This is a genomic window from Paenibacillus sp. FSL M8-0334, assembly GCF_038000405.1.
GTDB classification, from domain to species: domain Bacteria; phylum Bacillota; class Bacilli; order Paenibacillales; family Paenibacillaceae; genus Paenibacillus_AQ; species Paenibacillus_AQ campinasensis.
In genome coordinates this window covers 2,141,558-2,155,270 of the sequence record NZ_JBBOCH010000001.1, presented here as the reverse complement: position 1 = coordinate 2,155,270, position 13,713 = coordinate 2,141,558, and the positions used below count along the sequence as shown (strand labels likewise).

Annotated in this window: 12 protein-coding genes and 1 tRNA gene; 11 read left to right on the top strand and 2 right to left on the bottom strand. The window is 52.2% G+C overall.

Translation table 11 applies throughout. From position 1 onward, the window contains the following. Positions 1-116 precede the first annotated feature (116 nt). The 6 genes from MKX64_RS09315 (at position 117) to MKX64_RS09290 (ending at position 6,499) form a co-directional block, all read left to right on the top strand. Positions 117-863: an SIMPL domain-containing protein gene (locus tag MKX64_RS09315; RefSeq protein ID WP_095399239.1), complete on the top strand. Its 747-nt coding sequence runs from the start codon at positions 117-119 to the stop codon at positions 861-863. A gap of 487 nt (positions 864-1,350) precedes the next feature. Next, positions 1,351-2,316 carry an ABC transporter ATP-binding protein gene (locus MKX64_RS09310; protein ID WP_095267847.1) on the top strand — a complete coding sequence of 322 codons (966 nt, stop codon included), beginning with the start codon at positions 1,351-1,353 and terminating at the stop codon, positions 2,314-2,316. Further along, positions 2,313-3,164 carry an ABC transporter permease gene (locus tag MKX64_RS09305; protein WP_095267848.1) on the top strand — a complete coding sequence of 284 codons (852 nt, stop codon included), beginning with the start codon at positions 2,313-2,315 and terminating at the stop codon, positions 3,162-3,164. Before MKX64_RS09310 ends, MKX64_RS09305 begins: the two co-directional genes overlap by 4 nt. A 41-nt stretch (positions 3,165-3,205) precedes the next feature. Beyond that, on the top strand, positions 3,206-3,967 hold the full coding sequence (locus MKX64_RS09300; protein ID WP_155618373.1) for an ABC transporter permease: 762 nt from the start codon (positions 3,206-3,208) through the stop codon (positions 3,965-3,967). Positions 3,968-4,046: 79 nt separating this feature from the next. Beyond that, a complete protein-coding gene (locus MKX64_RS09295) occupies positions 4,047-5,099 on the top strand; it encodes an ABC transporter substrate-binding protein (protein WP_095267850.1) in 1,053 nt (350 codons plus the stop codon). A 326-nt stretch (positions 5,100-5,425) separates the two neighbouring features. Continuing rightward, positions 5,426-6,499 carry a PdaC/SigV domain-containing protein gene (locus MKX64_RS09290; protein ID WP_095399238.1) on the top strand — a complete coding sequence of 358 codons (1,074 nt, stop codon included), beginning with the start codon at positions 5,426-5,428 and terminating at the stop codon, positions 6,497-6,499. A gap of 112 nt (positions 6,500-6,611) precedes the next feature. On the opposite strand, the gene clpP is transcribed toward MKX64_RS09290, so the two are convergent. Next, positions 6,612-7,208 (bottom strand): ATP-dependent Clp endopeptidase proteolytic subunit ClpP, encoded by a 597-nt coding sequence (gene clpP / locus MKX64_RS09285; protein WP_095267852.1) that lies wholly within the window; start codon positions 7,206-7,208, stop codon positions 6,612-6,614. 157 nt (positions 7,209-7,365) lie between these two features. Then, a tRNA-Arg gene (locus tag MKX64_RS09280) sits at positions 7,366-7,440 on the bottom strand. A gap of 261 nt (positions 7,441-7,701) precedes the next feature. Between MKX64_RS09280 and MKX64_RS09275 the strand changes: the two genes are divergently transcribed. The 5 genes from MKX64_RS09275 (at position 7,702) to gpmI (ending at position 13,690) form a co-directional block, all read left to right on the top strand. After that, a complete protein-coding gene (locus MKX64_RS09275; RefSeq protein WP_095267853.1) occupies positions 7,702-8,739 on the top strand; it encodes a sugar-binding transcriptional regulator in 1,038 nt (345 codons plus the stop codon). A gap of 201 nt (positions 8,740-8,940) precedes the next feature. Continuing rightward, the gene (gap, locus tag MKX64_RS09270; protein WP_095267854.1) at positions 8,941-9,945 is read left to right on the top strand and encodes a type I glyceraldehyde-3-phosphate dehydrogenase; all 1,005 of its coding nucleotides are present in this window, start codon (positions 8,941-8,943) and stop codon (positions 9,943-9,945) included. Between the two features lie 192 nt (positions 9,946-10,137). After that, complete coding sequence (locus MKX64_RS09265; RefSeq protein WP_095267855.1) at positions 10,138-11,319, top strand: phosphoglycerate kinase; 1,182 nt, start codon at positions 10,138-10,140, stop codon at positions 11,317-11,319. 72 nt (positions 11,320-11,391) lie between these two features. Next, a complete protein-coding gene (gene tpiA / locus MKX64_RS09260) occupies positions 11,392-12,144 on the top strand; it encodes a triose-phosphate isomerase (RefSeq protein WP_330164004.1) in 753 nt (250 codons plus the stop codon). A 1-nt stretch (position 12,145) separates the two neighbouring features. Beyond that, positions 12,146-13,690, top strand: coding sequence for a 2,3-bisphosphoglycerate-independent phosphoglycerate mutase (gpmI, locus tag MKX64_RS09255; protein WP_155618331.1), 1,545 nt, complete (start codon positions 12,146-12,148; stop codon positions 13,688-13,690). The last annotated feature ends 23 nt before the right edge of the window (positions 13,691-13,713 follow it).

The window sequence follows — 13,713 nt, the reverse complement described above, 5'->3', positions numbered from 1 at the left end:
ATGATTCATAATAAATATGATAATTTCGCAGCGTCTGATGCAACATTTACCAACTGAGCACCGTTAGAAGGGTAAGGCAAGCATACAAGGGCCAAAACTGAGGAGGCGAATGAACAATGAACAAGTGGGTTAAACGGGTTGGTGCAGTAATGATTGCAGGGACGCTGCTGACCGGAGGCGCAGCTGTCACCGGAATCGGGGGTGCGACGGAAGCATATGCGGCTGAGACGCCGCGCAGTGTGGTAACGGTGGTGGGTAAAGGCGAAATTTCTGTGAAGCCGGACATCGTCTACCTGTCCATTGGCAGTGAGTCTACGGCGGCAACAGCAAAAGAGGCGCAAAGAAGCAATGCGCAGAAAGTTCAGAAGATTACAGCGTTGCTGAAGGATACATGGAAGATCAACGAGAAGGATATCAAAACGGAGCAGTTCTTCGTACAGCCAAACTACACGTATTCGGATGAAGGCGGACGCACGCTGAAGAGCTATACCGCTTATCATTCGCTTGAGGTTACGCTTCTTGACCTGACGAAGGTCGGAGACGTGCTGGATTCAGCGGCTGACGCGGGTGCGAACATCATTGGCAACGCCCGCTTCTCGGTTGCCGATCGGGATGCTTACGAGGCGCAAGTGATTGAAAAGGCGATTGCGAATGCCGATCTGAAGGCGCGCGCCATTGCCAATGCAGCCAAGCGTCAGCTTGGAGCGATCATCAATGTGTCGGAAGGTTCGGCGATGAATGATATCATTACGTTTGCCGCGGCGGACGGCCTGGCGTCGAAAGCAGAAAGTGCTGGCACCTCGCTTGAGCCGGGCGAGATCAAAATTGTTACCCAGCTTAACGTTCAATATGAGCTGAAATAGTATGTCGGAATTAAGCTCTCGGGCTTTGTGCCGCTGCGATGCAGCGCGTAGAACTGCTGGAGGGCTGGTCAGCACCCGTCTGTATATGCAGGCGGGTGTTTGTGTTGAGACAAGGGCTTCGTTCTTGTCCACTGCGGAAGCTGGGGATGAGGGTTTCCGGTTGCTCGCCCAGCGCTGCCATGTTCTTGAAGAATATCCCGTCTTTACCCTGTCGAAATCCGCAGAAAAGTGTTGTACATAGTGGGAAAACAATGTATAGTGAATATGCAAAAAACTGAATTTGATGAACATCGGTAAAGCCATACCCATGGATATGGCTTTTTTTTCTTAAACGACGCATGATATACGATTATTCTTGAGAAACGGGTCTGCCTTCGGGCAGAATTGCCGTTTCTTCTTACTGGTTTCGAATAGGCCCGCGAATATAAGCGCGCAAGTATTCACGCTCTATCCCATGTAAGGGCACCATTAGAAAGGGGTTGATGCTATGATTGAGCTTGTCCAGATTGAAAAACATTTTCAGGGACAGGCGGTCGTGCATCCGCTGTCGCTCTCCATTAAGGAAGGGGAATTCCTGACCTTGCTGGGCCCAAGCGGCTGCGGCAAGACAACGATCCTCCGTATGATCGCAGGCTTCGAGCAGCCTACGGATGGACAGGTATGGCTCGCGGGGCAGAACGTGACGGATGTTCCTGCAAGCAAGCGGGATCTGAACCTCGTATTCCAGCATTATGCCCTATTTCCGCATATGACCGTTGAAGATAACATCGCGTTTGGGCTAAAGATGAAGAAGATGCCGCGTGCCCAGATCAAGGAGCGTGTAGATGAAGCTGCCCAAATGACGCAGCTGTCGGCGCTGCGGGATCGCTTTCCGCATCAGCTCTCCGGCGGTCAGCAGCAACGTGTCGCCATTGCGCGTGCGATTGCGAACAAGCCCAAGGTGCTGCTGCTGGACGAGCCGCTTGGCGCGCTGGATTTGCAGCTTCGCAAAAACTTGCAGTCCGAGCTGAAACATTTGCAGCGTACGCTTGGGATTACATTTGTTTATGTGACGCATGATCAGGAAGAAGCGATGATGATGTCCGACCGGATCGTCATTATGAATAATGGCAAGGTGGAGCAGATCGGCACGCCGCGCGAGATCTATGCGAGACCGCAGACCCTGTTCGCTGCAACCTTTGTCGGGGAGAACAATATTTTCTCATCGCCGGAGGGGCTTATCGCTGTTCGGCCCGAGAAGATGGTGGCTCAGCGGGAGCCGGGTGCGAAGAAGACGGGTGTCATTGAGGACATTCAATATTTGGGCAGCGTGCATAAATTGCTGGTGCAGCTGGATGGCGAGCCAATGAAAGTGACGGTGGCGCTCGATATATCGGATGAACGTCCGTGGCAGATCGGTGAGGCTGTAGGGGTGAACTGGAACGACAAGGACGAGGTGATGATCGAGCCATGAGAAATTCCCGATTTCTCCTGCCGCCGGTCCTGTTGTGGCTGTCATTGTTCCTAGTGATCCCGATGCTGATCGTGGTGGGCATCTCGTTTTTGTCGAGGGACACGCTTGGCCGAGTTGTATTTGAGTTCAACCTGGAGGGATACCGCACTTTTTTTGATCCGCTGTATTTGGGGATCTACTGGGACACGCTGGTTTTGTCGCTTCTGACTACGGTCATCTGTTTGTTGGTCAGCTATCCGCTGGCCTATTATATAGCGAACGCGTCCCCGCGGGTTCAGACTTGGGGGCTGGTCCTGATTACGATTCCGTTCTGGATCAACTTTCTAATCCGCACGTATGCCTGGGTGCTGCTGCTGCGAACGCAAGGGGTCGTCAACAGCGCATTGCTCTGGCTCGGCTGGATTGATGAGCCGATTCAGATGCTGTATACCTACGGCGCGGTGCTGATGGGCATGGTCTATAACTTCATTCCGTTCATGGTGCTGCCGATCTACGTGGCGCTGGAGCAGATGGACAAGCGTCTGCTGGACGCCGCAAGCGACCTCGGCGCTTCCAGATGGAAGGCGTTCCTGCATGTGACGCTGCCGCAGAGCAAGTCGGGCATCATGACCGGTGCGGTGCTTGTCTATGTATCGACTTCCGGCATGTTTGTGGTGACGGATATTCTGGGCGGTGCGAAGTCGACCATGATCAGCAACATTATTCAGACGCAGTTTCTGGGGGCACGTAATTGGCCGTTCGGCGCGGCGCTGTCAGTGATTTTTGTCGTGACATCCCTGATCCTGATTCTGCTGTTTAACCGGGCGATGCAGGCTCGTCATCAACGAGTAGGGGAGGGAAGAGCGTGAAGAAGCGCAGCCATCCCCTGCTGGGGATCCATTCGTACCTGATGCTGGCCTTCATCTATATGCCGATTCTGATCATTATCATTTATTCTTTTAACAGCGCGAGACTTAGCGGCAACTGGGAAGGCTTCACACTGGACTGGTACACATCCTTGTTCCAGAATCGCCATGTCAGGGAAGCGCTGATGAACAGCCTGACGATCGCGATTACATCCACAGTGGTGTCGACCATGCTCGGCACAGCGGCGGCGCTGGCGCTGCGAGATTTGCGCGGCAAGAAACGCAGCGGCATGAACGGGCTTCTGTATCTCCCGGTTATCATCCCGGACATCATTATGGGGCTGTCGCTGCTGGTGATGTTCAGCCAACTGAACATGCCGCTAGGCAAGACGACGGTGATGATTGCGCATATTACATTCAGCTTGTCCTACGTCTATGTAGTTGTGACAGCAAGGCTGTCAGGCATGGGCAAGCAGCTGGAGGAGGCTGCGCAGGATCTTGGCGCCACGCCGTGGCAGACGTTCCGGCATGTGACGCTGCCGCAGATTGCCCCGGGGATTATATCCGGTGCACTGATTGCTTTTACGCTGTCGCTGGATGATTTTATGGTGAGCTTTTTTGTGGCGGGGCCGAGTTCAACGACGCTGCCAATCTATATATACGCCCAGGTTAAGCGGGGGATATCGCCGGAGATTAACGCCCTGTGTACACTGCTGATCCTGGTGAGCATTACCCTGATTCTGCTGTCCCAATACATTCTTAACCGGGGCAACAATGACAAGAAACACAAGACATTGCCGATTTAAAGCAAATTTGCTTTTTCGGATAGAGGGATGATCTCAAAAGATCCCAAAAAACGGAACGAGGAAGAGAGGAGATAAGGAATTGAAAAGAAGAGGATGGACCCGTCTGCTGGCGGCAGGCTTGGTTGGGGTATTGTCGGTAGGCCTTTTGGCAGGCTGTGGCTCAGAGAAGGAAACGCTGCATATTTACAGCTGGGCGGATAACTTTGATCCCGAGGTGCTGAAGGATTTCGAGGAAAAGTTTGATGTGAAGGTCACTTATGACAACTATGCCAACAATGAGGATCTGCTGGCCAAGATCAATGCGGGCGGAAGCGGATATGATCTGATTCAGCCTTCGGATTACATGGTCAAAACGATGATTGAGTCAGACCTGCTGGAGCCGCTGGATATGAACAATATCCCGAATTTCGAGAACATTTCTGACACGTTCAAGGACCCGTCCTACGATCCGGGCAACCAATATTCGATTGTGTACACCACCGGTGTGACGGGCATTGCATATAACACGAAGTATATTCAGGATGAGATTAACAGCTGGGAAGATCTGTGGAATCCCGAATATAAGGGCAAGGTGCTGCTGCTTGACGATAATCGCGAGGTGATCGGCTTGGCGCTCAAGAAGCTCGGGAAATCGAACAGCACGACCGACGAGGCGGAGATTACCGCAGCGGTGGAGGAGCTGAAGACGCTTCTTCCGAATGTGCTTGCCTTCGACACGGACAGCATCAAACAGAAGATGATGCAGGAAGAGGGCTGGATTGCGAGCGTATGGTCGGGGGATGCGGCGTTTATCGCGGCTGAGAATCCGGATGTGGCCTATGTTGTGCCTGAAGAGGGAGCGACGATTTTCTCCGATAACTATGCGATTCCGAAAGGTGCGAAGAACAAGGAACTGGCCGAGAAGTTCATCAACTTCATGCTGGAGCCTGAAGTGAGCGCCAAGAACTTTGAGTATATCGGATACAGCAATCCGAATACCAAAGCGATGGAATTCCACAGCGAAGATTATCGCAACAATACGATGATCAATCTGACAGACGAAGAGCTGGCGCGGACCGAATGGCTCGATAATGTGGGCGAGGCGCTGCAGCTGTACGACCGTCTGTGGAGCGAACTGAAGAGCGGCCGGTAACAAAGCTGTTATCGTTTGTTAAATATAGAAAGCGGGAAAAGGTCTGTCGAATCGACAGGCCTTTTCTTTGTATGCCGTCACATCCTCGGACCTATGTCTGGAGAAGTCATTTTCTCGAACCTGAGCTCGCCGCTGTATCCCGAGGTTAGGGAGTTTGGCCGGGAAGGCATGAGCGGGGATAGGCCCTCGGCCCCGGAATCAAAATTGTCATTCGTATTGTTACCTATAGACCAAGCATGAAGGATTATAATGGGAAAGGAAGTGAACAATAACAGCAACTTATTCAATTGACCCCATAACAAAAACGACAAAGGTGGAATTTCGAAATGAAGCGTAATCTCCGTATATGTGCATCGTTCATTGCAGCTGGTGTTCTGATCGGAAGCCTCGGATGGACCGGGCAGGTGATTGAGGCGAACGGATCGGCACAGGCGGCCGCGGCCAGCCAGAAGAAGTCCAGCAAGGAAGTTGTTCTGAAATGGAATGGCAAAGTGCTGCCGCAAAAAGGAATCCTGTCCAACGGTGTTACATATGTGCCAGCTACCGCCGTCAGAGACGCGCTCGGTTTGCCGATTAAGTATGATGCTAAAGCGCGTGCTTATACGCTGGGCGATGGATACAACCGTCTGAAAGCGGTGGTGTATGCCTCGAAAGACATCGGCCTATCGGTTAACGGGCTTTACATAGGGGAGCCTGGAGGCCAGATCATCGATGGGCGTTTGTATATCCCGTATAAAGTGCTCAGTGATTATATGGGCGTTCAAGGACAGTGGAATGCGGCGCAGAAGACGCTTTCGATGGTGCCGAAAAAGCAAAATGCGATCACAATTTCTGCCAAAACATTGAAGGAGTCCACGGATAAAGCCAACATTCAAGTGCGCTATGCCCAGATCAGCGGTCTTGGCAACGATAAAGCGCAGTCTGCGATCAACGAGACGCTAAAGCAGCATGCCGAGCGGTTCATCGAGGCGGCGAAGGAGCAGGTTGCGGAAGCGCCATCGCCTGAGCCGGGGATGGAGTATGAGTTCCAGGGCGATTTTGTAGTGACCTACAACGCAGAGGGGCTGCTCAGCATCTTGACGAGTGAATACACGTATACGGGCGGGGCGCATGGGATGACTTACCGCCAGGGTTATACGTTCTCGCTGGAGGACGGATCGCTGCAAAGCCTCGGGGACGTCATTAACCTGAAGGGTGACGGCAAGAAGAAGCTGAATGATTATGTATTGAAGAAATTCAAAGCGAATGAGGGCTATCTCGGCGGGTTTGAAGGCGTATCGGACGATGCCGATTTCTACCTGAAGGACGGCGCAGCGGTGCTCTTCTTCCAGCTGTATGAGTACACGGCGTATGCTTACGGTTTTCCGGAGTTTGAGCTGAAGCTGAAGGAGTGGAAGTAAGGGCTGCAGTTATGTAAGCAGACTCGTCGAGTACAAGAGTTATGGAAAAAACGGGCAGGCACCGATTCGGCGCCTGCCCGTTTTTTTATGCAAATAAGGTTTCCGGCTGAGTTTACAGTCCTTGCGCCGGAGTTTTCTCCAGAACCTGATCGACGATGCCGTATTCCTTGGCTTCTTCAGCAGTCATGAAGTAGTCGCGATCGGTGTCTTTCTCGATGCGCTCAAGCGGCTGACCGGTACGCTCTGCGAGGATGCGGTTCAGCTTGTCGCGCATCTTCAGAATGCGGCGGGCGCGGATTTCGATATCCGTTGCCTGGCCTTGTGCGCCGCCAAGCGGCTGGTGAATCATGATTTCGCTGTTAGGCAGCGCGAAGCGCTTGCCCTTGGCACCTGCATTCAGCAGGAACGCGCCCATCGAAGCCGCCATGCCGACACAGATGGTCGAAACATCCGGCTTGATGAATTGCATCGTATCGTAAATGGCCATGCCGGCGGTAATCGAACCGCCCGGGCTGTTGATGTAAAGATGAATATCCTTTTCAGGGTCCTCTGCTGCCAGGAACAGCATTTGGGCAATGATGGAATTGGCGACCACGTCATTTACATCGGAGCCGAGGAAGATAATGCGGTCTTTCAGCAATCTGGAATAGATGTCGTACGCCCGCTCGCCGCGGTTGCTTTGTTCAACGACCATAGGTATAAAACTCACGTGGAAAACCTCCTCTTAAGTACAGTCCTCTTTAAAATACTGTTACCGTATTACCCACATGATAAACAATTCAAATCAAAAAGTCAAAGAAAGTCAAACTATCGGGTAAAAAAAAGAGCCATCTCAGGCACTATGCGGGTAAACAGTAATGATGATATGGCGCGCCCGCGAGGAATCGAACCTCGATCTCAGGCTCCGGAGGCCTACGTCATATCCATTGGACCACGGGCGCATAAAAAATTAGCAACGAAATTGATTATACAACAAGTTTGAACAAAAGACAAGAAGTCGTTCAAAAGATTGTTTTTGTCTAGACCCAAGCATCATTTGGCCATAATGTATAAGAATGCCTGAGGCTGAGAAATATACTTTCGGACCCCTTGCAACCTGCATAATAATTGAGTAGAATAAGGGTGGGACTTAAATTGCTTACCCGGGACATTTTACGTCCAACATAAAGAGCGTCGAGACGAAGTTTGCAGGAGTGGAATGCATGCGTGACCTATTAGAAATACAAGAGCAGCTTCTGCCAGATCTCATGGACACTCTTAAACGAAGGTATACGATCCTTCATCAGATCAGGTTGTCTGGAGTTGTCGGACGGAGGACGCTCGCCGGATCACTCGAGATGACCGAGCGTGTGCTCAGAGCGGAGACCGATCTTCTGAAGGCACAAGGTCTGATTGAGATCGAGACGGTCGGAATGCGGATCAGCGATGCCGGCATCTGTTTGCTGGAACAGCTGGAGCCGATGATGAAGGAGCTGTTCGGTCTGGCCCGCCTGGAGGAGAAGATTCGCAAGGCTTATGGCTTGCGTAAGGTTGTTGTCATTCCTGGCGACAGTGAATCTTCCCCGGATGTGAAGCGTGAGCTTGGCCGTGTCGGAGCAAGAACGCTCCTCAGCTATGTTCATAGCGGAGACACGATTGCCGTCACGGGCGGATCAACGCTTGCCGAAGTGGCAGAGCAGATGACCGCGCTTGCCGGCGGCCCTTTGAAGGGAAGCTGGTTTGTACCGGCTCGGGGCGGCCTTGGAGAGAGTGTGGAGATTCAGGCGAATACGATCGCTTCCAAGATGGCCAAACGGGTTGGCGCGGAATACCGGCTGCTGCATGTACCGGATTTGCTGGGCGAGGATGCCTATCAGTCTCTTGTGCATGATCAGCATATTCAGGAGATTGTGCATGTCATCCGTCAATCACGCATTATCATTCACGGCATCGGCGACGCCATGGAGATGGCCCGCAGGCGCAAGCTGGATGACGGCTCGATTGACAGTCTGCAGAAAGACGGTGCCATTGCGGAATCCTTCGGATACTATTTCAGCGAATCAGGTGAGGTCGTACACAAGATGCTTACGCTCGGTCTTCGGCTTGAAGATATTATGCGCACCGAGATCGTCATTGGCATCGCAGGAGGAAGAAGCAAGGGCAAAGCGATCCACGCTGTGCTGAAATTCGGCCATGAAGACATTCTGGTCACGGACGAAGCGGCTGCGCTGGAAGTTATGAAAGAAATAGAGACGCTCTAGCATTAAAGGACCATGGACCAGGATTGAACGGGGTGGAGCGCCTAAGTGCTGCATGCCTGAATGGAGCCTGAAGTGCTGCGATCATATGGAATTGTCCCTTTTTCGCAGGCATTGGCCGCACATTCAAGCTATTGTTGTCATGACTGACCTTTTGGCGGTCTTGAATATATACAAATAAAGCAAATATGGAGGGAACTGCTAATGGTTAAAGTAGGTATTAACGGTTTTGGACGTATTGGACGTAACGTGTTCCGCGCTGCGCTGAACAACAGTGAAGTTGAAATCGTGGCAATCAACGATTTGACTGACGTGAGCACACTGGCACACCTTTTGAAATATGACACAACTCACGGAAGACTGGATGCAACAGTTGAAGCTAAAGAAGGCGCGCTTATTGTAAACGGCCGTGAAGTGAAAGTATTCGCTGAGCGTAACCCAGAAGCTCTTCCTTGGGCTGAATACGGTGTTGAAATCGTGGTTGAATCCACAGGTATCTTCACTGCTAAAGAAAAAGCTTCCGCTCACTTGAAAGGCGGCGCGAAGAAGGTTATCATCTCCGCTCCAGCTACTGACGAAGACATCACGATCGTTATGGGCGTTAACGAAGACAAATACGATCCAGCTAACCACACCATTATCTCCAACGCTTCTTGTACAACGAACTGCTTGGCTCCTTTCGCCAAAGTTCTTGATGAGAAGTTCGGCATCGTGAAAGGCATGATGACTACGGTTCACTCTTACACGAATGACCAGCAAGTACTCGATCTGCCGCACAAGGACCTTCGTCGTGCTCGTGCTGCTGCTGAGAACATCATTCCTTCCACAACTGGTGCGGCAAAAGCAGTTAGCCTTGTCCTGCCACAACTGAAAGGCAAACTGAACGGTATGGCTATGCGCGTACCTACGAAGAACGTTTCTGTTACAGACCTCGTTGTTGAGCTGTCCAAGAACGTAACCAAAGAAGAAGTTAACGATGCGCTGAAAGCTGCAGCTGACGGCCCGCTGAAAGGCATCCTGAACTACTCCGACGAGCCGCTTGTATCCAGCGACTACAACAGCGATCCGGCTTCTTCCACGATTGATGCGCTCTCTACTATGGTAGTTGGCGACAACATGGTTAAAGTCGTTTCCTGGTATGACAACGAGTGGGGCTACTCCAACCGCGTTGTTGACCTCGCTGCTTACATCGCAAGCAAAGGTCTGTAATTGATTTAAACCATTCAATCGAAGAGGAGTTCCGCTTAAGGGTGCTCCTCTTTGGTTCATGGTTTTTCCTGTTTTTAAGCCATAAGCCATGCACTTAAACACATAGACAACACGCCGGGCTTTGGACGACATAAAGAGATGAAGAGCACCTGCTGTCGGCTGGGGAGAATAGTTTCTAGGAGGAACGTGGAGATGAACAAGAAAAGTGTACGTGATGTAGAAGTAAACGGCAAACGCGTCTTTGTCCGGGTCGATTTCAATGTACCGCTTGAGGATGGTAAAATAACAGATGATACTCGTATCCGCGAGACACTGCCAACCATCAATTACCTGATTGAGCGAGGCGCGAAGGTCATTCTCGCCAGCCACATGGGTCGCCCGAAAGGCGAGGTTGTTGAATCGCTGCGCCTGAATCCGGCAAGCGAGCGCCTGTCCGAACTGCTTGGCAAACCGGTTGCGAAGGCGGATGAAGCTGTAGGCGAAGCGGTTAAGGCTCAAGTGGAGAAGCTGCAAAACGGCGATGTGCTCGTGCTTGAGAACGTGCGCTTCTATCCAGGCGAAGAGAAGAACGATCCGGAGCTGGCGAAGCAATTCGCAGAGCTTGCTGATCTGTTCGTCAATGACGCATTTGGTGCAGCTCACCGTGCGCATGCTTCGACAGAAGGCATTGCCCATCATCTGCCGGCTGTATCCGGTCTTCTGATGGAGAAGGAGCTGTCTGTTCTGGGCAAAGCGTTGTCGAACCCGGATCGTCCGTTCACAGCGATCATCGGCGGTTCCAAAGTTAAGGACAAAATCGATGTCATCAACAACCTGCTTACACTGGCTGACAATGTCATCATCGGCGGTGGACTTGCCTATACGTTCTTCAAGGCGCAAGGCCATGAAATCGGCAAATCCCTGCTGGATGCAGAGAAGCTGGATACGGCGCTTGGCTTCATTGAGAAAGCTAAAGAGCTGGGCAAAAACTTCTACCTGCCGGAAGACATCGTAGTAACTGACGATTTCAGTGCAGATGCAAACACCAAGGTGGTCACGATCGACAGCATCCCAGCAGATTGGGAAGGCATTGATATCGGTCCGAAGACACGCGAGAAGTATGCAGAAGTGATTAAAAACTCCAAGCTGGTCGTATGGAACGGGCCGATGGGCGTGTTCGAAATCGAACCGTTCAGCCACGGTACTCGCGCTGTAGCGCAAGCTTGTGCGGAAACGTCTGCTTACACGGTGATCGGCGGCGGAGACTCGGCTGCAGCAGCTGAAAAGTTCGGTGTAGCTGACAAGATGGACCACATCTCGACGGGTGGCGGCGCATCCCTTGAATTCATGGAAGGCAAGGCGCTTCCTGGCGTTGTGGCTCTGAACGACAAGTAAGACACGAATGGGTAAAGACGCAAGATAGCAGTTCCCCGCGGGATGGCGGGGAATATTTAAGGAGTGAACCTAGTGAGAACACCAATCATAGCTGGCAACTGGAAAATGTTCAAAACGGTTCCGGAAGCAACGTCCTTCTTCGAGGAAGTTAAGGGCAAAGCGGAAGTAGAAGGCGTTGAGAGCGTCATCTGCGCGCCGTTCACAACGCTTCCGGCTCTGGTCGAAGCTGCGAAAGGAACAAGCATCAAGATCGGGGCTCAGAATCTTCATTATGAAGACAGCGGTGCATTTACCGGAGAAATCAGCGGTTCCATGCTGAAGGATCTGGGCGTGGACTACGTCATTATCGGGCATTCCGAGCGTCGTCAGTACTTTGCGGAAACCGACGAGATCGTCAACAAGAAGGTGCATGCGGCATTCCGTCACGGACTGCTTCCGATTGTATGCGTTGGCGAGAAGCTCGAAGAACGTGAAGCAGGGAAGACGAAGGACGTATGCAAAGTGCAGACCGAAGCTGCATTCGCAGGTGTTCCTGCAGACCAAGCGGTTCATGTCGTCATTGCCTATGAGCCGATCTGGGCGATTGGCACAGGCAAATCCTCCACGGCGCAAGATGCCAACGAGGTGATTGCATATATTCGCGATCTCGTGAAAGGATTGTACGGGGAAGACGTTGCAGCTGCGGTTCGCATTCAGTACGGCGGCAGCGTGAAGCCTGAGAATGTAATGGAGTATCTGGGGCAAAGCGACATTGACGGCGCTCTCGTCGGCGGTGCCAGCCTGCAGCCAGCTTCTTACATTCAACTCGTTGAGGGGGCGAAGTAAGATGTCAGCACCAAGACCGGTAGCCCTGATCATCATGGACGGATTCGGGCTGCGCAATACGGAGGCAGGAAATGCGGTCGCTAAGGCGAATAAGCCGAATTATGACCGTTATCTGAAACAATATCCGAACACCACACTGACCGCTTGCGGAGAAGCTGTAGGCCTGCCGGAAGGGCAGATGGGCAACTCCGAGGTCGGCCACTTGAACATTGGTGCAGGACGGATTGTATATCAGGACTTGACCCGGATCAGCAAGTCGATTCGTGAAGGGGAGTTCTTCAAGAACGAAACCCTGGTTGAGGCCATTCAGAATGCCAAGAAGAACAACAAGAAGCTTCACCTGTACGGGCTTGTATCCGATGGTGGCGTACATAGCCATATCGAGCATATGTTTGCCATGCTGGATCTCGCGAAGCAAGAAGGCCTGGACGAGGTGTACATTCATGGCTTCATGGACGGACGCGACGTCGCTCCGGACAGCGGGCGTCAATTCGTCAAGGACCTGATCGCCAAGATCGAAGAGATTGGCATCGGCAAGATTGCTACGGTATCTGGCCGTTACTACGCAATGGACCGCGACAAGCGCTGGGACCGTGTAGAGAAGGCTTACCGTGCGATGGTATACGGTGACGGCCCGAAATATACGGACCCGCTCAAGGCCATTGAAGACTCCTATGAGAAGTCGATCTATGATGAATTTGTTGAACCGACGGTGATCGTGGATGAGCAGGGGAACCCGGTCAGCCTCGTGGAGAGCGGAGATTCGGTTGTGTTCCTGAACTTCCGTCCTGACCGTGCGATTCAGCTGTCCCAAGTGTTCACGAACAAGGATTTCCGCGGTTTCGAGCGGGGACCGAAGTTCCCTGAGAACCTGCATTTTGTGTGCCTTACGCTGTTCAGCGAAACGGTCGAAGGCTTCGTGGCCTACAAGCCGAAGAACCTCGACAACACGCTGGGCGAAGTGCTTGTACAGCATAACAAAAAGCAGCTTCGCATTGCCGAGACCGAGAAATACCCACATGTTACCTTCTTCTTCAGCGGCGGGCGCGACGTGGAGCTTCCTGGCGAAACGCGTGTCTTGATCAACTCGCCTAAGGTGGCGACTTACGATCTTCAGCCGGAGATGAGTGCATACGAGGTGGCTGAAGCTTGTGTGAAGGAAATCGAGGCGGATAAGCATGATGCCATCATTCTGAACTTTGCGAACCCGGATATGGTTGGTCACTCCGGCATGCTGGAGCCAACCATCAAAGCGGTGGAAGCCACGGATGAGTGCGTAGGCAAAGTCGTTGAAGCCGTTCTGGCCAAAGGCGGGGTTGCCATCATCACGGCCGACCACGGCAACGCCGACATGGTATTCGACGAGAATGGCCGTCCGCATACGGCACATACAACCAATCCGGTTCCGTTCATCGTCACCGATGAGAACGTGACCTTGCGTGAAGGCGGCATTCTGGCTGACATCGCTCCAACGATTCTGGATCTGATGCAGCTGCCGAAGCCGGAAGAAATGACGGGCACTTCGATGATTGCAGCACGCAAATAAGAAATAAAACACCTGAAACAGCC